21 protein-coding genes and 1 tRNA gene are annotated in these 20,331 nt (G+C 54.3%); 14 read left to right on the forward strand and 8 right to left on the reverse strand.

The annotated features are described in order from the left end of the window. The first annotated feature begins 132 nt into the window (after window positions 1-132). From dmul_RS13495 to dmul_RS13505, 3 genes are all read left to right on the forward strand, one after another. The gene (locus dmul_RS13495; protein WP_020878511.1) at window positions 133-834 is read left to right on the forward strand and encodes a TIGR04282 family arsenosugar biosynthesis glycosyltransferase; all 702 of its coding nucleotides are present in this window, start codon (window positions 133-135) and stop codon (window positions 832-834) included. A gap of 168 nt (window positions 835-1,002) precedes the next feature. Beyond that, on the forward strand, window positions 1,003-1,290 hold the full coding sequence (locus tag dmul_RS13500) for a glutaredoxin family protein (RefSeq protein ID WP_020878512.1): 288 nt from the start codon (window positions 1,003-1,005) through the stop codon (window positions 1,288-1,290). After that, entirely contained in the window at window positions 1,290-1,622 is a 333-nt protein-coding gene (locus tag dmul_RS13505; protein ID WP_040416620.1) for a ferredoxin-thioredoxin reductase catalytic domain-containing protein, read from the forward strand. The genes dmul_RS13500 and dmul_RS13505 overlap by 1 nt, the downstream gene beginning before the upstream one ends. Here dmul_RS13505 and dmul_RS13510 read toward each other — a convergent pair. Then, window positions 1,619-2,527 carry an NAD(P)-dependent oxidoreductase gene (locus dmul_RS13510; protein WP_020878514.1) on the reverse strand — a complete coding sequence of 303 codons (909 nt, stop codon included), beginning with the start codon at window positions 2,525-2,527 and terminating at the stop codon, window positions 1,619-1,621. The two genes, dmul_RS13505 and dmul_RS13510, sit on opposite strands and share 4 nt — an antisense overlap. Window positions 2,528-2,793: 266 nt before the next feature. Here dmul_RS13510 and serA point away from each other — a divergent pair, with 266 nt between their 5' ends. The 10 genes from serA to dmul_RS13560 all read left to right on the forward strand — a co-directional run bounded on the left by serA (window position 2,794) and on the right by dmul_RS13560 (window position 12,043). Further along, window positions 2,794-4,389, forward strand: a complete 1,596-nt coding sequence (gene serA, locus dmul_RS13515) for a phosphoglycerate dehydrogenase (protein WP_020878515.1) — start codon at window positions 2,794-2,796, stop codon at window positions 4,387-4,389. 93 nt (window positions 4,390-4,482) lie between these two features. Further along, on the forward strand, window positions 4,483-4,839 hold the full coding sequence (locus dmul_RS13520; protein ID WP_020878516.1) for a DUF1844 domain-containing protein: 357 nt from the start codon (window positions 4,483-4,485) through the stop codon (window positions 4,837-4,839). A gap of 104 nt (window positions 4,840-4,943) precedes the next feature. After that, window positions 4,944-5,831: a 4-(cytidine 5'-diphospho)-2-C-methyl-D-erythritol kinase gene (gene ispE / locus dmul_RS13525; RefSeq protein WP_020878517.1), complete on the forward strand. Its 888-nt coding sequence runs from the start codon at window positions 4,944-4,946 to the stop codon at window positions 5,829-5,831. 18 nt (window positions 5,832-5,849) lie between these two features. Further along, a tRNA-Gln gene (locus tag dmul_RS13530) sits at window positions 5,850-5,924 on the forward strand. Window positions 5,925-5,978: 54 nt separating this feature from the next. Next, on the forward strand, window positions 5,979-6,923 hold the full coding sequence (locus dmul_RS13535) for a ribose-phosphate diphosphokinase (RefSeq protein WP_020878518.1): 945 nt from the start codon (window positions 5,979-5,981) through the stop codon (window positions 6,921-6,923). Between the two features lie 59 nt (window positions 6,924-6,982). Continuing rightward, window positions 6,983-7,621 (forward strand): 50S ribosomal protein L25, encoded by a 639-nt coding sequence (locus tag dmul_RS13540; protein WP_020878519.1) that lies wholly within the window; start codon window positions 6,983-6,985, stop codon window positions 7,619-7,621. After that, window positions 7,622-8,212, forward strand: a complete 591-nt coding sequence (pth, locus tag dmul_RS13545; RefSeq protein ID WP_020878520.1) for an aminoacyl-tRNA hydrolase — start codon at window positions 7,622-7,624, stop codon at window positions 8,210-8,212. It abuts the gene before it with no gap. Window positions 8,213-8,230: 18 nt separating this feature from the next. Next, complete coding sequence (locus dmul_RS13550) at window positions 8,231-10,240, forward strand: sodium-translocating pyrophosphatase (protein WP_020878521.1); 2,010 nt, start codon at window positions 8,231-8,233, stop codon at window positions 10,238-10,240. A gap of 259 nt (window positions 10,241-10,499) precedes the next feature. Continuing rightward, complete coding sequence (locus dmul_RS13555; RefSeq protein ID WP_020878522.1) at window positions 10,500-11,048, forward strand: CarD family transcriptional regulator; 549 nt, start codon at window positions 10,500-10,502, stop codon at window positions 11,046-11,048. Window positions 11,049-11,068: 20 nt separating this feature from the next. Beyond that, complete coding sequence (locus dmul_RS13560) at window positions 11,069-12,043, forward strand: RluA family pseudouridine synthase (protein WP_020878523.1); 975 nt, start codon at window positions 11,069-11,071, stop codon at window positions 12,041-12,043. Window positions 12,044-12,177: 134 nt separating this feature from the next. Here the strand turns inward: dmul_RS13560 and dmul_RS13565 are convergent, their stop codons facing one another. The 7 genes from dmul_RS13565 to dmul_RS13595 all read right to left on the reverse strand — a co-directional run bounded on the left by dmul_RS13565 (window position 12,178) and on the right by dmul_RS13595 (window position 18,896). Next, complete coding sequence (locus dmul_RS13565; protein WP_020878524.1) at window positions 12,178-14,253, reverse strand: FAD-dependent oxidoreductase; 2,076 nt, start codon at window positions 14,251-14,253, stop codon at window positions 12,178-12,180. Window positions 14,254-14,325: 72 nt separating this feature from the next. After that, complete coding sequence (rsxA, locus tag dmul_RS13570) at window positions 14,326-14,901, reverse strand: electron transport complex subunit RsxA (RefSeq protein ID WP_020878525.1); 576 nt, start codon at window positions 14,899-14,901, stop codon at window positions 14,326-14,328. Window positions 14,902-14,911: 10 nt separating this feature from the next. Beyond that, the gene (gene rsxE / locus dmul_RS13575) at window positions 14,912-15,505 is read right to left on the reverse strand and encodes an electron transport complex subunit RsxE (protein WP_020878526.1); all 594 of its coding nucleotides are present in this window, start codon (window positions 15,503-15,505) and stop codon (window positions 14,912-14,914) included. A gap of 15 nt (window positions 15,506-15,520) precedes the next feature. Continuing rightward, window positions 15,521-16,114 (reverse strand): RnfABCDGE type electron transport complex subunit G, encoded by a 594-nt coding sequence (gene rnfG, locus dmul_RS13580; protein ID WP_020878527.1) that lies wholly within the window; start codon window positions 16,112-16,114, stop codon window positions 15,521-15,523. A gap of 2 nt (window positions 16,115-16,116) precedes the next feature. Further along, on the reverse strand, window positions 16,117-17,100 hold the full coding sequence (locus dmul_RS13585) for an RnfABCDGE type electron transport complex subunit D (RefSeq protein WP_020878528.1): 984 nt from the start codon (window positions 17,098-17,100) through the stop codon (window positions 16,117-16,119). Next, complete coding sequence (locus dmul_RS13590) at window positions 17,093-18,388, reverse strand: 4Fe-4S dicluster domain-containing protein (protein WP_020878529.1); 1,296 nt, start codon at window positions 18,386-18,388, stop codon at window positions 17,093-17,095. Before dmul_RS13590 ends, dmul_RS13585 begins: the two co-directional genes overlap by 8 nt. Window positions 18,389-18,458: 70 nt before the next feature. Next, window positions 18,459-18,896 (reverse strand): cytochrome c3 family protein, encoded by a 438-nt coding sequence (locus tag dmul_RS13595; RefSeq protein WP_020878530.1) that lies wholly within the window; start codon window positions 18,894-18,896, stop codon window positions 18,459-18,461. A gap of 237 nt (window positions 18,897-19,133) precedes the next feature. Here dmul_RS13595 and dmul_RS13600 point away from each other — a divergent pair, with 237 nt between their 5' ends. Beyond that, window positions 19,134-20,315, forward strand: coding sequence for a hypothetical protein (locus dmul_RS13600; protein ID WP_040416622.1), 1,182 nt, complete (start codon window positions 19,134-19,136; stop codon window positions 20,313-20,315). Window positions 20,316-20,331: the final 16 nt, after the last annotated feature.

Here is a 20,331-nt window from a genome sequence, read left to right on the forward strand (position 1 = left end):
ATACCGACACCCCCTCCCGAAGGTGGGGCGATCCGATTCAAATTGCCGAACCACAGGACAATGTTGACGGTATGCCTTCTTATGGGGTAGGCATCCATTTTTCAACGGCACACACAAAAAGGTCCCGACGCCATGATCAATTCCGATAGCCACTCTGCTGCACAGATCGTGCTGCTTTTTCTGAAAAACCCCGAAAAAGGTCGGGTCAAAACCCGTCTGGCCAAATCCATCGGCCGGGACGCCGCCGTCAGACTCTACCAGAGCTTTGTGGAAGACATCCTTTCCATGCTCCATCGGACAGACCGACCGGTGATCATCTGTTTCCATCCCCCCTGGGCAGAAGCAGCCGTCATTCGATGGTTGACCGGAAATTATCGCTTCCGGCCCCAGATCGGTGCCGACCTGGGGGAACGAATGGCGAACGCCTTTGTACATGCCTTTTCCGAAAAATATACCCAGGTGCTCCTGATGGGAACGGATGTTCCAGGGCTGCCGGAAGATGTTATCCGCGAGGCCTTCGACGCCCTCCGCCATCGTCCGGCTGTCCTGGGGCCCTCCACGGACGGCGGGTATTATCTCATCGGTTTTAACAAGCGCTCTTTTTCTCCCCGATGCTTTCGGGGCATCATCTGGAGCACGCCGACGGTTCTGCGTCAAACTGTAAAAAAAATGCCCGGACAGGGGCGGGCGTTCCATATTTTGCCGGAATGGCGGGATATCGACGACTGGGAGGATCTGAAGGATTTTGTTTCCCGAAAGGATGTGCTCCGCGCCCAGGCCCCGTCGACCTTCACCTGCCTGGCATCCCTGGGCCTTCTGGCGCCCCTTGCGTAACGCCTTATATTGTCCGGAAAAGCGTGTCTCGCGTTTGCTTAAACCCGTCAAATGTGTTAAAGAGTGATCATTTCAGTCGGGGCCGCGCCGAAATTCGGTCGGAAGGCCGTCCCCACCGATGCGGTGCATCTTCGGCGCGCCAACCCACCCACATGAAAGGACGATAATATGGTGAATGACAAGGGAACGGCTCCTGACCCTTCGGACGACAAGAATATCCAGGTCTATTCCCTCAGCACATGCAGTCATTGCAAAGCCACCAAACGGCTTCTGGCGGAATGTACGGTCCAATATGATTTCGTGGATGTCGACCTGCTCGAAGGAGACGAACGGAAGGCCATCATCGAAGACATAAAAAAAATTAACCCCCGTTGCTCTTTCCCTACCATCATCATCGGCAACAAGGTCATCGTCGGGTATAAGGAAAAGGAAATCAAGGAGGCTCTGGGAATGTGATGGACGCCCGAAAACTCTACGAACAATTAAGAAAAATTCATGAGCCCAAAGGATATTATTTCAACCGGGACGAGGCCCGAACGATGGAACTTATCGAGGCGCTCATCGTGAACAAGGAACGATACGGATACATGGCCTGTCCTTGCCGGTTGGCGTCGGGCGACCGGGAGAGCGACAAGGACATCATCTGCCCCTGCGTCTACCGAGCGCCGGACGTGGCGGAGTTCGGGAGCTGCTATTGCAATCTCTACGTTTCGAAGGAATGGAACGAGGGAAAGATCCCCCGGGACTATGTCCCCGAACGCAGGCCTCCTGAAAAAATCGTTTTCTAATCCTCGAAGTCGATATGGTTCATTCGGGCCAGCGCCAGCATCAGCGCCTGGGTCCCCAGGCGCCGTCCGCCATGAGCCATTACGCCGTGATATAACTGATCGACCAGAGCGAGCCCGGGAAGCGCGAGATTCATCCGGCGTGCTTCATCCAGGGCAATCCCCATGTCCTTGACGAAATGTTCCACAAAAAAGCCCGAATCGAACTCCTTCCGCAGGATCCTCGGCGCCAGGTTGTCCAGCGACCAACACGCCGCCGCTCCGCCTGAAATGCCGGCGAGCATGGTCTCGAGATCCAGGCCAGCCCTGGCGCCGTAAAGCAGGGATTCACACATACCGATCATGGTGCCGGCAATCATGATCTGGTTGCACATCTTGGCATGCTGGCCGGCGCCGGCGACACCTTGGTATACGATCTTCCGCCCCATCGCCTCGAATAGCGGGGCGGCCGCCTCGAAAGCTTCCCGCTCACCGCCGACCATAATGGAAAGTCGCGCCTCCCGGGCGCCGACATCGCCGCCAGAAACAGGTGCATCTAAAGCATGGACGCCCTTGGACGCCGCAGTACGGAAAATCTCTTCAGCCAGGCTGGGACGGGTCGTGGTCATGTCCACCAACAGCATGCCGGGCCGAGCTGAAGAAATAATTCCCATTTCACCGAAGTAGACCGCCCGAACATCCTCCGGGGTGCCGACGATGGTGAAGACCACATCGGCGGCAGCCGTAACCGCAGCAGGGGATTCCGCCCAGGATGCCCCCTCGTTCAGCAACGGCCTGGCTTTCTCTCGGGTACGGCTGTAAACAGTGGCGGTGAAACCGCTGTCCATGACGTGCTTGCACATCCATCTTCCCATGACACCCGTTCCTATCCATCCTATCCGGGTCTTCCCCGCTGCTGTTCGATGCATGGCACCTCCTTGCTTTGTTGGCCTTTGGCCTGACAAACGAATATCCACCCCTGTAACCGAATAGATTTATATCTATAACCGAATTACGATGATATTTGAACCATTATCTTATCCAACGCGTTGACAGGTCCCATGCTCCGTTTAAATATTTGTGCTTGACAAAACGCCTCCAATTTATATTGTGTCCTGGTTTATCGGTGAGGTTATATTTTTCTTTTGCATGGTTTTTATCTTTTCGGTTACGACCGGTTTTGAGGGGAAAAACGATGAAAGTTCTGGTGAGCGACAACCTCGGTGAAATTGGGATTCAGATGTTACAAAAAGCGGACGGCATCGATGTGGATGTGAAAACAGGCCTGGCACCGGAGGAACTCAAATCCATCATAGGGGATTACGATGCCCTGGTCATCCGCAGCGCGACAAAGGTAACCGAAGATCTGCTGCAAACGGCCGGCCGGCTCAAAGTCGTCGGCAGGGCGGGTATCGGCCTGGACAACGTCGATATTGCGGCGGCGTCCAAGCGCGGCGTCGTCGTCATGAATACCCCCACAGGCAATGTCGTGACCACTGCGGAACACGCCATCGCCATGATGTTGGCCCTTTCACGGAACATCCCCCGCGGTACCGCCACACTCAAAGCGGGTAAATGGGACAAAAAGAAGCTTCAGGGGCGTGAAATTTTCAATAAGGTCATCGGCGTTGTCGGTTTCGGAAAAATTGGCTCCATCGTCGCCGATAGAGCCCGAGGGCTCAAGATGCAGGTTATCGTTCACGATCCTTTCGTGACGCCCGAACGGATTGAAAAAGACGGCTTCGAAGCCGTTTCCCTCGATGAGCTGTATCGACGATCGGATTACATCACCGTCCACGTTCCGAAGCTGAAGGACACCATCGGATTCATCAACAGAGGCGCTTTCGATAAAATGAAGGACGGCGTCATGCTCGTCAATTGCGCCCGAGGCGGCATTGTCAACGAGGCCGATCTTTACGACGCCATGAAGTCCGGAAAAGTCGCCGGAGCTGCTCTGGATGTCTTCGAAACGGAACCTCCCGAGAACTCCCCTTTATTCGAACTGGAAAATTTCATCTGTACGCCGCATCTGGGCGCATCGACCAAAGAAGCCCAGACCAACGTCGCCGTAGCGATAGCTCAACAAATCATCGATTACCTCACCACCGGCACCATCGTAAACGCGGTCAACGTCCCCTCGGTCACAGGAGACCTTCTCGCAAAACTGCGCCCTTTTCTGGCGCTGGGAGACCGTATGGGCTGCCTGATGTCTCAATTGATCTGCGGCCCTGTCAAGGGCGTTACCATCGAATATATGGGGGACTTCCAGGGGCTTGACCTTTCCCCGGTATCCACGGCCATCATCAAGGGTCTCCTCACGCCGATGGTCAAGGACATGGTCAATTCGGTCAACGCGCCCATCATCGCCAAGGATCGGGGAATCAAAGTCTCCGAGACCACCAGCGCCGACGCCGAGGATTATCTCAACCTGATTCGGCTGACAACGGAAACGACGGAGATGAGCGTGTCGTTGGCCGGCACCGTTTTTGGCAAAAACGACCCGCGCATCGTCAAAATCAATAACTTCCGTCTCGAAATGACGCCTCACGGCCACTCCGCCATCATTCACAACCTTGACCGGCCGGGAGCCATCGGCAGTATCGGGATGACCCTCGGCAAAAACAACATCAACATCGGACGCATGCAGGTGGGGCAGGAGCAGGTTGGTCATGGAGAAGACGGCGACCGGAATATCATCTTCCTCGAAACCGATACACCGATCCCGCCCGAGGTGATCGAGGAATTGAGGAACCTGCCTTTGGTGAAGGTGGTCATCCCGCTCGAGTTGTAAACAGACGTTTATCCGCGCGGCTGAATTACCGTAAACGAGGGTTCCGGCCGCGCTGGTGCGACCGTAACGCACCCAACCATGAAGGAGGTCGAAATGGCTGAGGAGAAAGACACGACGGCGGCAGAGTCGTCTTCCGGAAAAAAATCCGATGCCCAAATGGCTAAGGACTACGAAGCTGCGGGAAAAGAGGCCGAGTCCGTTCCCCTGCCCAAAATCGATTTTTCCATGTTCATTTTTTCACTGAATTCTTCGGTTCTCGTGCATCTGGGTATTCTGGACGATCCTGCCACGGGAGAAAAAACAAAAAACCTGGCGGCGGCAAAGCAAACCATCGATATTCTGGGGATGCTCGAGGAAAAGACCCGGGGGAACCTGACCGATCAGGAACGGGATATGCTGAAACATATTCTCTATGACTTGCGGATGATATACGTCAAGGAAGTGGGTTGATTCAGCAATGAAACGCATCCGAAGACGCTATGCCCCATTTTCTCATTCGATGGGTCGGTAAAGGCTTTTGGGTCATCACGGTATCCCAATAATCCCGGACATACATGAAATTTCGTTCACAGCCCCTTGCTGAAGAGATCCGGATACTCGCACCGGCCAAGATTAATCTTTTTCTGCACGTAACGGGAAGGCGGCCCGACGGTTACCACGAACTATACAGCCTGATGTGCCCCGTAACCCTTTTCGATACCCTGGTGTTGCGGGTCCAGAAACGGGGTATCCAATTGACGTGTCATCATCCCGGAATTCCGTCGGATGAGACCAATCTGGCCTGGCGGGCGGCTGCATGCTTTCTCGACAACCTGAAGACAAGGGAGGGCGTTCACATCTCTATCGAGAAACGGATTCCGGTTGCAGCGGGTCTCGGCGGAGGAAGCAGTGACGCCGCCGCCGTGCTGAACGCCCTGAATCGTCACTATGGCCGGCCGTTTTCCAGCGGGGAACTGATGGAGATGGGGCTGTCCCTGGGCGCCGATGTACCGTTCTTTATCCTGGGCCGGCCCGCCATTGCCGAAGGTGTCGGGGAGCGTCTCACGATCTGTGAAGGTCTTCGCCGTTTTTTTCTGGTATTGGCGGCATTTCCCTTTGGCGTTTCCACGGCGGATGTGTACAAAAACCTCAATTTGGGATTGACAAATTGTAAAAAAGCCAATACAAGTTTTGCCCTTGAGAACGGGCAAGATTTTGACATCTTGCGATATCTCTGCAACGATCTTGAAACGGTAACGATCCGCCGGTTCCCCGAGATTGAAGCGACAAAAACGGCGCTCATGAATCACGGATCGGTCGGTGCATTGATGTCGGGCAGCGGCCCGACGGTCTTCGGCCTTTTTGAAACAGCCGGAAAAAGGGATTCCGCAATGCACCTGCTTTCAACGTCGACGAAGTGGACGCTGTATGCTGCGGAGTTGCTCGTGCAGACGAAAGGGTAGTCGACAAAGATATCATGTTGGGGCGTCGTCAAGCGGTAAGACACAGGATTTTGGTTCCTGCATTCGGAGGTTCGAATCCTCCCGCCCCAGCCATTTTGGAAACCCCCTTAAGACATTGGGGATTCAAGGGATACGGAACAATTAGTGATGAACAACGAAATCACCATATTTTCGGGAAACTCCAATCCGGATTTAGCCGCCAAAATCTGTAATTATCTCGAGCTTCCTTTGGGAGGGGCAAAGGTCAAAACCTTCAGCGACGGAGAGATCCAGATCGAGATCAACGAGAACATCCGTGCCAGAGACGTTTTTGTGGTTCAATCGACGTGCCGTCCGGTCAACGACAATCTCGTTGAACTGCTTCTGATGCTTGACGCATGCAAACGATCTTCAGCCAAGCGGGTGACCGCGGTCATTCCGTATTACGGCTATGGACGCCAGGACAAAAAGGTGGCCCCACGGGTACCCATCAGCGCAAGACTGGTTGCCGACATGATCACGTTGGCCGGGGCTGACCGGGTTATCACGATGGATCTTCACGCCGGGCAAATTCAGGGATTTTTCAATATTCCCGTAGACAACCTTTTCGCTACACCGGTCGTTCTGGATCACATTCGGTCGAAATTCAACCTTGAAGACGTCGTCATCGTTTCGCCCGACGCCGGCGGTGTCGAGCGCGCGCGGGCTTTTGCCAAACGTCTGGATGCCGGTCTTGCCATTATTGACAAGCGGCGGGACGCCCCTAACGAGGCAAAGGCCATGGCGGTTATCGGCAATGTCAAAGACAAAGTCGTCATCATCCTCGACGATATGGCGGACACAGCGGGAACCTTGACCGAAGCCGCCGGTGCCCTGGTGAAAAACGGCGTCAAAGAGGTCCATGCCTGCTGCACCCATCCGGTGCTCTCGGGTCCGGCAATCAGCAGAATTCGAAATTCAGATCTCAAAAGCATTGTCGTGACGGACACCATACCGCTCAGCCAGGATGCGAAGGTGTGTGAAAAAATCTCCGTGCTCACCATTTCCAAACTGTTCGGCGAGGCGATCATTCGCAGCCATGAGGGCGATTCGGTCACATCACTTTTTGTATAACCTGCGATCTGCAAAAAAACCGGTTACATATTCCGGTTCACCATCTAAGGAGGCTTTTTTTGGAATTCATTGATCTCAAAGCAAATATCAGAACAGGAAGAAAAAAGGGGCCGTCACGTCGCCTTCGGGCTGCGGGAAGAATCCCGGCTGTACTTTACGGCCCCGGCGCTGAGACCCTGGCCTTATCCATCGATACGACCGATCTTGAGAAGGCCGTCAAGAATCGAAGCGGCAGCCAGGTCTTTCTAAATCTCGTCATTGACGGCGCCGACGGGAACAAGACAGCCATGATCAAGGATCTTCAAATACATCCGGTTTCACGGGATATGATTCACGCCGATTTTTATGAGATCGCCATGGATCGCAAAATCCGCGCCACGGCCCCGGTCACCGTGACCGGAAAATCCATCGGGGTGGAAAACGGGGGAATGGTTCAAATCATCCGTCGTGAACTCGAGGTGCTCTGCTACCCCAACCAGATGCCCGAGGAAATCGTCGTCGATATCACCGATCTGGACATAGGCGACTCGATCCACATCGAAGATATCGCCGTCGAGGAAGGGGTCGAATTCCCCCATGACGTGAACTTTACGGTGTTGACCATTCTGAGCGGTAGACCGGAAGAGGCCGGCGAGGAAGAGGAAGAAGAAATGGGTGAGGAAACCGAAGCCTCCGACCAGAGAGATGAAGAAGAATAATTGACTGATCCCCTCCATCTGATTGTAGGGCTGGGAAATCCGGGAAAGGCATATGAACATACCAGGCATAACGTCGGGTTTATGGTAATAGATCTCATCGCAGACACCTTTTCCATTTCCGTTGACGAAATGCGGAGCGACGTTCTGATCGGTCGCGGTAATATCGACAATTGCAAGGCCGTTCTGGCAAAACCACTGGCTTTTATGAACCGGAGCGGAACTCCGGTTCTTTTGCTTCTGGAAGAGTTTGGGCTGAACGTCGAGGACATGATCGTCATTCACGACGACATCGATCTCACCTTCGGCAGAATTAAAATAAAAGAGAAAGGAGGTCATGGGGGACATCGAGGTATTGCATCTTTGATGAATGCCCTGGGAAGCGGTGCTTTCAATCGTCTTCGCATGGGCATTGGCCGACCGGAACCCGGCGTCGACGTCGTAGATCATGTACTCGAAGGATTTACGCCGGAGGAGCTCGAGCAACTGCCCCGGTTCATCGAAAAGGGGCGGGAGGCGGCCGTTACTGTCCTTTGCAAAGGCACAAAAGAAGGTATGAACAGGTTCAACCGTAATACTCAAAACCTAACTTAGCATTTGGATGGAGGTAAAATGGAATTTGTATCGAACAATGTGGCCCTGACATGCACACTGGTCGGAGCGCTCGGAATCGTTTTTGCCATCGTGTTGGCAGGAATCGTAAAGGGTGCCCCCGCAGGAAATGAGAAAATGCAAGCAATTGCCGGAGCCATCCAGGAAGGTGCGATCGCCTACCTCAACCGGCAGATGAAAAGCATGGGCATTGCCGGCATCATCATTTTTGGCGTTATTTTTGCCACCATGGGCGTCAAAACCGCCCTGGGTTTTCTTATCGGCGCGGTGGCCTCCTTCTGCGCGGGTTATATCGGCATGAGAGTTTCCGTTCTGGCCAACGTCAGAACCGCCGAAGCCGCCAAAAAGGGTCTGGCCGCCGGGTTGGCCATGGCTTTCAAAGGCGGTTCCGTTACCGGCATGATCGTGGCCGGTCTCGCCCTGACCTCTGTCTCCGGTTACTACTACTTCACCCATGACGTCATTGCCCTGGTAGCCCTGGGCTTCGGCGGCAGTCTCATCTCCATCTTCGCACGGCTCGGCGGCGGCATCTTCACCAAGGGCGCCGATGTCGGCGCTGACTTGGTGGGCAAGGTCGAGGCGGGCATTCCCGAGGACGATCCGAGAAACCCCGCGACCATCGCCGACAACGTCGGGGACAACGTCGGCGACTGTGCCGGTATGGCCGCCGACCTCTTCGAGACCTATGCGGTCACGGCGGTTGCGGCCATGCTGATCGGCCACCTGCTGTTCCCGAAAAATCCGATGGCTACCGAGTTCCCACTGATCCTTGGCGCCATTTCCATCATCGCCTCGATGATCGCGGTATTCTTCGTTCGCCTCGGCAAAAGCGAATACATCATGGGTGCGCTGTATAAAGGAATGTTCGGATCCGCTATCATCGCAGCCGTGGCATTTTACTACGCCTGTGCCAAGTTCATGGCCGACATTCCCGGCATTTCTGCCATGAACCTCTATTACTGTACGCTGATCGGTCTGCTCCTGACCGTCATCATCGTTATCATCACTGAATACTACACCGGCATTTACGGCCCGGTGAAAGCCATCGCCGAAGCCTCCACCACCGGTCACGGCACCAACATCATCTCCGGTCTCGCCGTCTCCATGCAGGCGACTGCGGCTCCGGTGCTGACCATCTGCCTGGCCATTTTCCTTGCGCATCGCTTCGGCGGGCTTTACGGCATCGCCATGGCCGCCATGTCCATGCTTTCCATGACCGGCATGGTCATCGCCATTGACGCTTACGGTCCCATCACCGACAACGCCGGCGGCATCGCCGAGATGGCCGGAATGGATGACAGCGTCCGCGCCGTCACCGACCCGCTGGACGCCGTTGGAAACACCACCAAGGCCGTTACCAAGGGTTACGCCATCGGCTCCGCCGGTCTGGCCGCTCTGGTGCTCTTTTCCGCCTACGTTATGGAGTTCACGATTCAAGGCGCTGAAAAAGCGATCAAGTTCGATCTTTCCGACGTCAACGTCATCATCGGTCTTTTCATCGGCGGTCTGCTGCCCTACCTGTTCGCCTCCATCGCCATGAAGGCTGTCGGCAATGCCGGCGGCGCGGTCGTCGATGAAGTGCGTCGTCAGTTCCGCGAAATCCCGGGCATCATGGAAGGCACCGCCAAACCTGATTACGGCGCCTGCGTCGACATCGTCACCAAGTTCGCCCTCAAGGAGATGCTGGTTCCCGCTCTTCTGCCGGTCGTCGCTCCGCTCCTGGTCGGCTTCATCCTTGGCAAGGTCGCCCTCGGCGGTCTTCTCATCGGCTCCATCGTCACCGGCGTTTTCGTGGCACTCTCCATGACCACCGGCGGCGCTGCATGGGATAACGCCAAAAAATACATTGAAGACGGTCATCTCGGCGGCAAGGGCTCCGATGCTCACAAGGCTGCCGTTACCGGTGACACCGTCGGCGATCCATACAAAGACACCGCCGGACCGGCTGTCAACCCGATGATCAAGATTCTCAACGTTGTCGCGCTGCTGATGGTGCCTTTCCTGATGTAGGTTTGACCGCGATAACCGGATCAGATTTTCCGGAGCGGATCTTATGGATCCGCACATAGCTAAGCAACACTGAATACTCAAAAGGATTGGCGCCCCCATTCGGCGCCAATCCTTTTTTGTTTGCTTGTTTTTTATATGTATGATATAAAATGAAAAATTTATTCTCATACCGAATAGCCTCAGCGACCTCAGTTTGATTTAAAGACGTTATCCTGCCGGTCGATGAGGTGTGTTTTTAATATCTTATACTGGTGGTGGAATGAACGAAAAAAAGGCCAAGAATCATACCGAAAGCAATTCGCCACACAACGGCAAGCGGCGTCGATTCCAGGTCGGCGATCTGGCGGTCTATCCCGCTCACGGAGTCGGGCGCATCGAATCTATTGAGAGCAAGGTTGTGGGCGGCGAAACCCATGATTTTTATATTATGAAGGTTCTTGAGAACGATATGGTGATCATGATTCCGACTTGGAACGTCGAGTCCGTCGGCTTGCGTGACGTCATCAGCAAGACTGAAATTCCCGATATCTACAAGGTCATGTCCGATCGCCAGGAAAGTCCCCTGGACAACCAGACCTGGAATCGTCGATACCGGGAGTACATGGAAAAGATTAAAACTGGATCTCTCTATGAGGTCGCTGAGGTGTATCGGGATCTTTTCCTCCTGAAAATGTCAAAAGATCTCTCCTTTGGAGAACGCAAGCTCTACGATACGGCCCAGATATTGCTGGTCAAGGAACTCTCCACGGCTAAAGAAACCGACGAACAGACGATTCTTACCGAAATCGAATCTCTTTTTATCTCCTGACCTCTGCGCATCCTCCCTCTATGATCGATACTGTCGATGAGTACCGGATCATCGTCGATGACCAGTCCGCCGGTCTTCGGCTCGACGCCTTTCTGGGGACGATTCTTCCGGACTGTTCTCGTTCCTACGCCGCCCAGCTTATCCGCACGGGGCGGATCACGCTTTTTCAACGGAAGGCAAAGCCCAGTCATCGGCTTCGCCCAGGCGACGAAATTCTCGCCCGAATTCCGCCGCCGGAGCCGGCCCATATTCCTCCTGAGCCCATTCCACTGGATATCATTTATCAGGACGACTTCCTGATCGTTCTGAACAAACCCGCCGGCATGGTGGTGCATCCGGCGCCGGGACATTCCTCCGGGACTCTCGTTAACGCTCTGCTCCACCATTGTCCGGATCTACCGGGGATCGGCGGAGAAGTTCGTCCCGGTATCGTCCACCGCCTGGATAAGGATACGACCGGCCTCCTGGTTGTTGCCAAAACCGCCGACGCCCACACCGACCTGTCCGCTCAGTTCAAATCCCGAAGGGTCGGGAAAAAGTACCTGGTTTTAGTACACGATCATATGGCGACAGATTCGGGAAGCATTGACCGCCCTATTGCCCGTCACCCGTCTAACCGAAAAAAAATGGCAGTCACCATGGGATCCGGAAGACACGCTTTGACCCGATGGCGGCGTCTCGAGCATCTTGCCGAAGCGTCCCTCCTCGAGGTGGACCTGCTGACCGGTCGCACCCATCAAATTCGCGTCCATTTTTCCGCCATCCATCATCCCGTTATCGGGGATCCGATCTACAGCTCCTCAAATTGGGGTAACCACTCGCCAAAAGTCCGCCGTTTGATTCAACCCATCCGCCGACAGATGCTGCATGCGTTGAAAATTCGCTTCAAACACCCTGAAAGCGGCGCTGATATATGCTTCAGCGCGCCGCCTCCCCCAGATATGCTTGAACTGATATGTGCTCTCAGGAAGGCTTATACCGACGTATCATCCTGATTGGATATAGAGCCCCTGATAAAGGCATAGTTTCTTCATCTCTCACCACCACTGTCCGCCATGCAAAAGGCCGTTCCCGAGTCTGAGACTCGGGAACGGCCTTTCAGATGCTAAACGTTTTCGATTGCCGACGCTTATGCGGCTTTTTTCCGGGTATCTTTATTGTAACACAATCTACAACAGTTCATGCACCGGGACGCCTCTTTGAGAGCAGCCTCTTCCGGCAGCACCAAATCCACCTCCTCGAAGGTTTTGATCCGGGTGGCCACCGGCAACTCCGGCATCCTGGCCCTCTCGCTGGGAATCACCCCGTCCACATGCTCGAACAGCGATTCCGGAATATGCGTCTTGAAAAGAACGTTCTCCGGGGGTTTGACCGATTCGCCCATCAGATATTGATGAATGGACCGAGCCGCCCGTCGCCCACCGCCAATGGCCGAGACTACCAGGGATGCACCCGTAGCGGAGTCGCCGCCGGTGAATATCTTGGGAATACTGCATTGCAGGGTTATGGGATCGTTGTCAAGGGTATTCCACCGCGTGATGACGAGATCTTCGAGAGACTTGGCGTCCTCCTTGAATGAAACATCCGGGCGCTGTCCAATGGCGCTGATGATCATATCCGCCTCGATCAGGGTTTCCGATCCTTCGACAGGCACCGGACGACGACGACCGCTGGCATCGGGTTCACCCAGTTCCATCTTGAGATATTCCAGATGGGTCGCATTCCCGCTCTCGTCGCTCACGACCCTGGTGGGTGCCGCCAGAAAATGATATTTCACGCCTTCATGCTCGGCAGCTTCGATCTCCACGACATTGGCCGGCATCTCCTTCCGGGTCCTCCGATACAGAAGGGTCACCTCTTCCGCGCCGAGCCTGACCAATGTGCGAACACAATCGATGGCGGTATTGCCGCCGCCGACGACAACGCATTTTTTACCGATGGGAATTTTTTCCCCTCCGGCAAACCGTGAGAGAAAATTTATACCGGTATAGACGCCCGAAGCGTCCTCGCCCTTGATACCCAGGGTGTAATCGCTCCAGGCACCAATGCCGAAAAATACCGCGTCAAAGCCTTCGTAGCTGAGTGTTCCCATGTTGAAGTCCCTGCCGAATCGCATGTTCGTACGGGCTTCTATGCCGAGATTGAGGATGCCTTGAATTTCCCAATCCAGTGTCTTTTTGGGAAGCCGATATTCTGGGATACCGTAACGGACCATACCGCCCAGATGGGGCATCGCCTCGAAAATGGTCACGTCGTGCCCCACCCGCTTCAGAAAGAAAGCACAGCTGAGCCCTGCGGGGCCGCCGCCGATAACGGCAACCTTTTTGCCGGTTTCAGGTGCGCAGCTGATGGGAAAGCGCGTGCCGGAATTCATCTCGAAGTCGGCTACGAATCGTTTCAGCTGGTTGATGGATACCGGTTCATCTTCGATACCCCTGCGGCAGTAATCCTCACAGGGATGGGGACAAACCCGCCCGCAGGTAAGAATCAGGGGATTTCTCAGCCGCAGGGTATGAACGGCGCCTTCGTAATCCCCTTTGGTGATACACTCGATATACATCGGAATATCGATTTCCGCAGGGCAGGTCTGCTGACAGGGCGCCAGAGCGTCCTCGGTTTTGTTGATATCGAGCAGCCGCTGGGACAGGGTCCTCACCGTAAGAATGCTCTTGGGGCACGCCTTTTCACAAGCACCGCATCCCACGCATTTAATCTCATCGACGATGGGAAATCCGTCGGGCCCCATGTGGATCGCGTCAAATTTACAGGAGCGTACGCAGTCTCCGTAGCCGAGGCATCCGACCCGGCATTCGCGTTTACCCCCATACATCGTCGATACGGCCGCGCAGGTCTGAACGCCCATATAATGAAATTTGTCATCCGCACGGAATCCGCCGTCGCAGGTGTTGAGCGACTTGAGCGGCTCCGCCGTACCGACGTCCATGCCCATCACCTTAGCGACGTTCGCAACGAGCTCGGGACCGGAGACAATGCAGACGTTGGGAGGCGCTTTCCCCGATACGACGGCGGCGGCCGCCGCCGAGCATCCGGCATATCCGCAACCGCCGCAGTTGGCGCCCGCGAGATTGGCTTCGACCTCGGCGATGCGAGGATCTTCATAGACATAAAAGATTTTTGACGCAAGGCTTAGAACCGTGCCGCATACGGCACCGAATCCCAACATGACTAAAATAGCTTCCGTCACGATGTTTACTCCTCTATATAACTCCGTTTCAGCCTTTTCCGCTGGAATAATCTGCCAGGCGGAAACCTGCCGTTAAACCATTCCCTTGAAGGCGAAAAATGTCAGGGAAAGAATCCCCGCCGTCACCAGGGCAATGGAGGTGTCCTGAAGCGGCTTAGGAACCCTTGCCAGGAGAATTCGCTCACGCACGCCGGCAAACAGCACGAGGGCCAGGCCGAAGCCTACCGCGTAGGCAAAGGACGCGACCAGCGCCTGCATAAAGGTGTATTCTTCATTAATATTGATCAGACAGACACCCATTACCGCACAGTTGGTGGTGATCAGGGGCAGAAATATGCCAAGACCCGCATATAGGGCCGGAATACTTTTTTTCAGAAACATCTCCACGAACTGAACCAAGGATGCGATGACCACGATAAAGGATATGGTTCTAAGATATTCCAGCTCAAATTGTTTGAGAACGTAGGTATCCACGATCCAGGTGATAACGCCGGCCATCACGAGGACGAACACGACGGCCATGGCCATTCCCACCGCCGTTTCCATCTTCTTGGAGGTTCCCATAAACGGGCAGTTCCCCAGATATTGGGCCAAGAGAATATTGTTGACGAGGATACAGCTTACGGCAAGGACGATATAGTCACCCATCTATCTTCTCCTATTTTTTTCCAACCAGGTTCATGAGACAGAGCATCAGTCCAAGACCGACAAAAGCGCCAGGGGCCTCAACCATGAAGGAAAACGGCTCATAGGAAGGACCGAACACATCGTATCCCAAAACGGTCCCATAGCCCAGAATTTCCCGTACGGCGCCCAACGCCCCCAGGGCCAGAGTAAACCCGATACCGATTCCGAGGCCGTCCGCCATGGATGGGAGTACCGGATTCTTGGCGGCAAAGGCTTCTGAACGCCCGAGAACAATGCAGTTGACAACGATGAGCGGAATGAAGATACCCAGCTTCAAAAACAGTGGATAGGTGAAAGCCTGCATGAGCAGTTCGACAACAGTGACGAAGGTGGCGATCACAATGATAAAGCATGCGATGCGGACCTTGGAAGGAATAACCTTTCGCAACATGGATACCAGCAGGTTGGAGCCCACGAGCACGAAGGTCGTCGCCAGCCCCATGCCGATGCCGTTTTCAACCGATTTGGTAACGGCTAGGGCAGGACAGAGGCCGAGGACCAGCCGAAACGGCGGTATCTCGTCCCACAATCCCTTGACAAATTCTTGAGCGATTGACTTGGCCATCGGTATTCTCTCCCTCTATTTGTTTAAGGCTTTAAGGTTTTCCTCAATCTGGGGCTTCAGCCGGGTATAGATCGCCCCGACATCCGTGGCCGCAGCACACACGGCGCGGGAGGTGATTGTCGCACCGCTGATGGCGTTGATGCTTCCACCGTCACCCGTTATTTTAACCGGGTCCTTGACCGATGCACCCTTGAACTGTTCAGCAAAGCCCGGGTCCTCTTTGGCCTTCGCCCCCATGCCGGGGGTTTCCGCATGGGTCGTCACTCCGGCGCCCAGAATGGTATCGGATTCCATGTCGATGCCCACCATCAGGCCGACGTCGCCACCATAGCCCTTGCCGTAGCTTTCCAGAGCAACCGCTTTGGGCTTACCGTCAATGACGCCGACAAAAATACTTCGTTCAACATCGCCGTCTGTGATTTTAAAACGATCTGAAATCGGATCGTTGGAGGCATCCTTGAAAATACTCTTCAGGGCAGGACCCTTGACGAACGTCAGCTGCTGATTCTCGATTTGGTCCTTGGTGTTATCCCGAACAGCAGCCAGCAGTCCTCCGGAAAAGGCGGCCAGAGCCGTCAGCACGACAACCATTTTAATCATATCTCGCATCGTTAAACCACCTTTCCTAGCGCTTTGGGTCTGATTTTATCCAGAAGCGGGTTTACGAGGTTGATGACCAGTATGGCATAAATCACGCCGTCGGCATAAATACCGATATTTCGGATCAGAACGGTCATCACACCGCCGAGGGCGCCGTAGATCAGCATCGGAATGAAATTAACCGGCGACGACGAGTCTTCAGTAGCCAGGAAAAAAGCCCCGAACAGCGTATATCCGGTCAGGAGGTGAAAGACCGGAGAGGCATACCGGGAAGGATCTACCGCATAAAACATCATAGCCGTCAAAAATACCCCTGCGAGAAACGAAACCGGAATTTCCCAACGGATGAAACCGCGGATAATGAGCACAAGTCCGCCTAGAATCAGGGCAATGCCAAAAGTAGCTCCGATGCCGCCCAGCTGTTTTCCCAGCAGCAGATCCATGGCGTTGTAGGAGGCCGCCACTTCCTTCACGCTGAACAGATCGGTGTGGAGCCCGGCATGTTTGACCGCAGCCAATGGATAGAATACGGAAAAATCAACATCATAATGAGCCACTGCGGCGCTGAAATTGAGATAATCCGGCCAGGAAACCGTCAGAATCGCGAACGCCAGCACGGCCGGGTTGAACGGATTCCCGCCAATGCCGCCGTAAATCTGTTTACCCACGATGACCGCAAAAAAAGTCCCCACAACCACTATCCACCACGGCAGAGTCGGCGGCAACAACATGGCAAACATCAGACCGATCAGGGCGGCATTGCCGTCGACGATGGTTTCCGGCTGACGGGCAACGCGGTTGTAAGCCGCTTCCCACAACATGGCGGATGAGATGGACAGGGCTATGATGCCGATGACGGACCATCCATAGAAATAGATGCTGATAAACACGGCCGGCAGGGCGGCAAGCAGGATACTATAGCTTCTCCCGGTGATATTGCTGCCGTTATGCCAGAACGGCGCGTGGGAAACGACAAATTTTTTCTGATTAAACATTCGCGGCCTCCTCCTCCTTGCGAATCCTGTCCAGTTCGTATTTCGCAAGCCTGATATATTGAAAAATCGGTATCTTCGATACACAGACAAAACTGCACAGACCGCACTCGACGCAAGAATAGAGATCGTACATGTCCGCTGCGTCTTCATATTGTCTGGCTTCCAGAAATCGAACCAGCATGTTGACCGGTATGTCCGCAGGGCAGATCCGTACGCATTCTCCGCAGTTGATACAGGGCGTGTCGGCCACCATGGGAATATCCTTGCTGTCCTGAATCATCAGGGCATCGGTATCGGGGCACACGGGATGATCCTCGGCGTAAATGGCGGCGCCGGTCATAGGGCCGCCGACGACGACGCGGTCCTTTTCCAGAAGCGTGATGTCGAAAGCCTTGAAGATGTCGCTCATCGGCGTTCCGATTCTGGCGCTGACCATCCGTTTGCTCATATCTTTGTTGATCAGGGTGAAGGTTTTGGTGACAGGGAGCTTCCGCTCCTGAACCGCTCTCCCGATGGATACAACCGCTTCGGCGGTGACGAAGGAGACACCCAGATCTTCACAGGTTTTGTCGGCCGGTACGGGCTTGCCGATAATATTCTTCATGATCATTCGGGGAAGAGCGGCGGGATATGCCGTATCAATCACCCTCAACTCGACGCCGGACGCTCCGCCGACGCCGCCGGCATCCGCCATCAGGCTCTGAGGAAGTGCGATGACGACCTTATGAACACCGGTGATCTTCTTGAGAGCGCTGATACCGGCGTTCATGAAAGCGACATTCGTCTTCAACACGAACTGATTGGTGGCCATCAACAGATCCTTTTCAACCCCGCAAATGACGATGGTATCGATGGGAGAATCGGTACTGGAAAAAATGTCCGTCGCGGGAACGCCGGGAATGGCGCCAAGGTAGGCTTTCGCGGCTTCTATCCCCTCGGCGTCGATAGCGGCGGCAAAACCGTCGTCAAAATCGTCCTTGTCTTCCGTAATCACGGATACGGCGGTATAAACCTGGCCGTAATCGCCCGTATATGGCGTGATGGAAGAGATGGTTCCGGTCACGGAGGAGATGGCATAGATGTCGGTCTCCGGAAAGGGGCAAATCTTCTGCCCGGTCTTGACCCGGTCGCCGATCTTGATCGAGATCGCTGTCTTGCCGTCCAGGGGTTTCTTCAGAAAAAAAGTCGCCCTATCCGGCATCGGGATGCTCTCGGATTCCGCCGGCGTGCTTCCGCCCGTCTCGTATTCGAACCGGGGCTTCTTCGCAAAAAATGATGTATTCAGCATACTCCAACCCTTTTTTAGCCTTTTTTAAGGTGAAAGGACTCTACATCCGACAAGGTACATCGTCGCAGGCTTACAAGCCGTGGCAGGCGGCGCATTCCACGGGACCCGCGCCCATTTCCTTGTGACAGTCGATACATTGGGCATGAAACGCATCCGTCTGTTTGGGCACCGACTCGACCCCCACTTCATCTTCTCCGTGACAATCCAGACAAGCCTTCGGAAGCGATCCGTCATCCGGAATGACGTGGCAGGCCTTGCATGCAAGCATTGCCGCACCCTCACCGGGATCCTGTGGGTGATGGTGGCAAGCGGTACAGGTAAGGTCATAACCGGCTGCGTGGGTGGCATGATCAAACACGACGCTACCCCCTGCACCCGTGAAAACGATCCGGAGCGGTTCGTCCGGCGCTTTTGCCGAAAACGCCGTGTAGCTTAAAACACCCACGATCAGCAACACAATCGCGATGCCGTAAGCCATCTTCAATTCCTTGCTTGCATTTGAGGTCATCTTTGTCACTTCCTTTCAAATCGTTACAAATCTGTGGTTTTATAGAGTGGGCGTAGTCTTAAACCGGATATCGCCTAACACAGCAGAATAAAAGTTTCAAGATATTTTTTCGTTCCTTGAATTATGAAATAGCTGTAATAGCTTGTAAAATAAGGATGATCATCAGGAGCATTACTGTTGACGGCAGCGGATGTCTCGTGTATACCCAATAGCAAAATCGAGGAGGTAAAGTGTGTTATGGAAACAGCTCATGAGAACAATACTGTCGACGATGCCGTCGGCGCCGCCGACGTCGATCGGAAACTCAACAAGATCATCCAGAAATATGCGGAGATTTCCGCCTCGGAAGACACCGTAAAGGCTCCCCAGAGCCATCGCCCTCCCCCGGCACCTTATTATCAGAATACCGAAGTGACGTCTTCCCCTTTCAAAGCCCAGAATTTGCAGAATGTCGTTGACGAGATCAAGGTGATCGAAGACGGCATCAAGCAGATTATCGCCTCGAGAACAAACAAAATCATCGAGGAAAAAATCCCGGTCGAACGTGAAAGACCGGTCAAATACAATCTCATTGACAAGAGTCTGGTGGCCCTCGGTCTCAAAGAGCAGGAGATTGAGACCTACACCGACTACGAAATCGTGAAAAAGGAGGTTCCACGCACTGCCGATGAGGTCATGATCACCGAATTCCGGGGTATGATCGAAAAATATATCAAGAGCCTGAAGGGGTTGAACGAGGGGCTCCGATCGACCGTCGTCGAGGTCGACACCATCGTCAGGAATCTGACCGAGGTCAACGACGCGTTCACGGATCAGATCCACACCGACCGGCGTGCCTACAACGAGCAGGTCAAACACAGCCGTGAACTCGAGGACCAGCTCAGGGAACTGATCCCCATCCACGAATCCATGTCCCTGATCGACGATCGCTTTGCCGAGGTCGAAAAGGTGAGGGACCACATTGAAATGGCCCTGAGGGAGAGTCAGGGAATGGAGCTGAAGTACAAAACCAACATCGACATGGGGGTGAAGTATCAGAACGCCTTGAAAAGCTACCGGAAGCTCATCAACGACTTCAAGGAACGGGGCGATCTTCACGTTAACATGGTCGACAAGTTCGCCGCCGGTGCCGAGCATATGAAAGTGGCCGTTGAAAACGTGTCTCAGATATGTTCAGGTGTTGCCCGGGTCACCCAGTCGATGGTCATGATCGTTGACAGTATCGAAGACGGAAACAAGGTTCTGGGCCGATACGCCTCCCTCGTGGGAGACCAGATGACCGCCGGCCCTCAATGGGAAATGGAATACAATGCGTTGAAGGATGCCGAAGACGTCTACCGTCGGAATGACCAACTGAGACTTGAACAAATCAAGGACAACCGCGAAGAAATCGAGAGACTGATCAACAAAAACAGCTGACGAGACTGTTGACGCC

The sequence above is a fragment of the Desulfococcus multivorans genome (genome assembly GCF_001854245.1).
Lineage (GTDB): Bacteria > Desulfobacterota > Desulfobacteria > Desulfobacterales > Desulfococcaceae > Desulfococcus > Desulfococcus multivorans.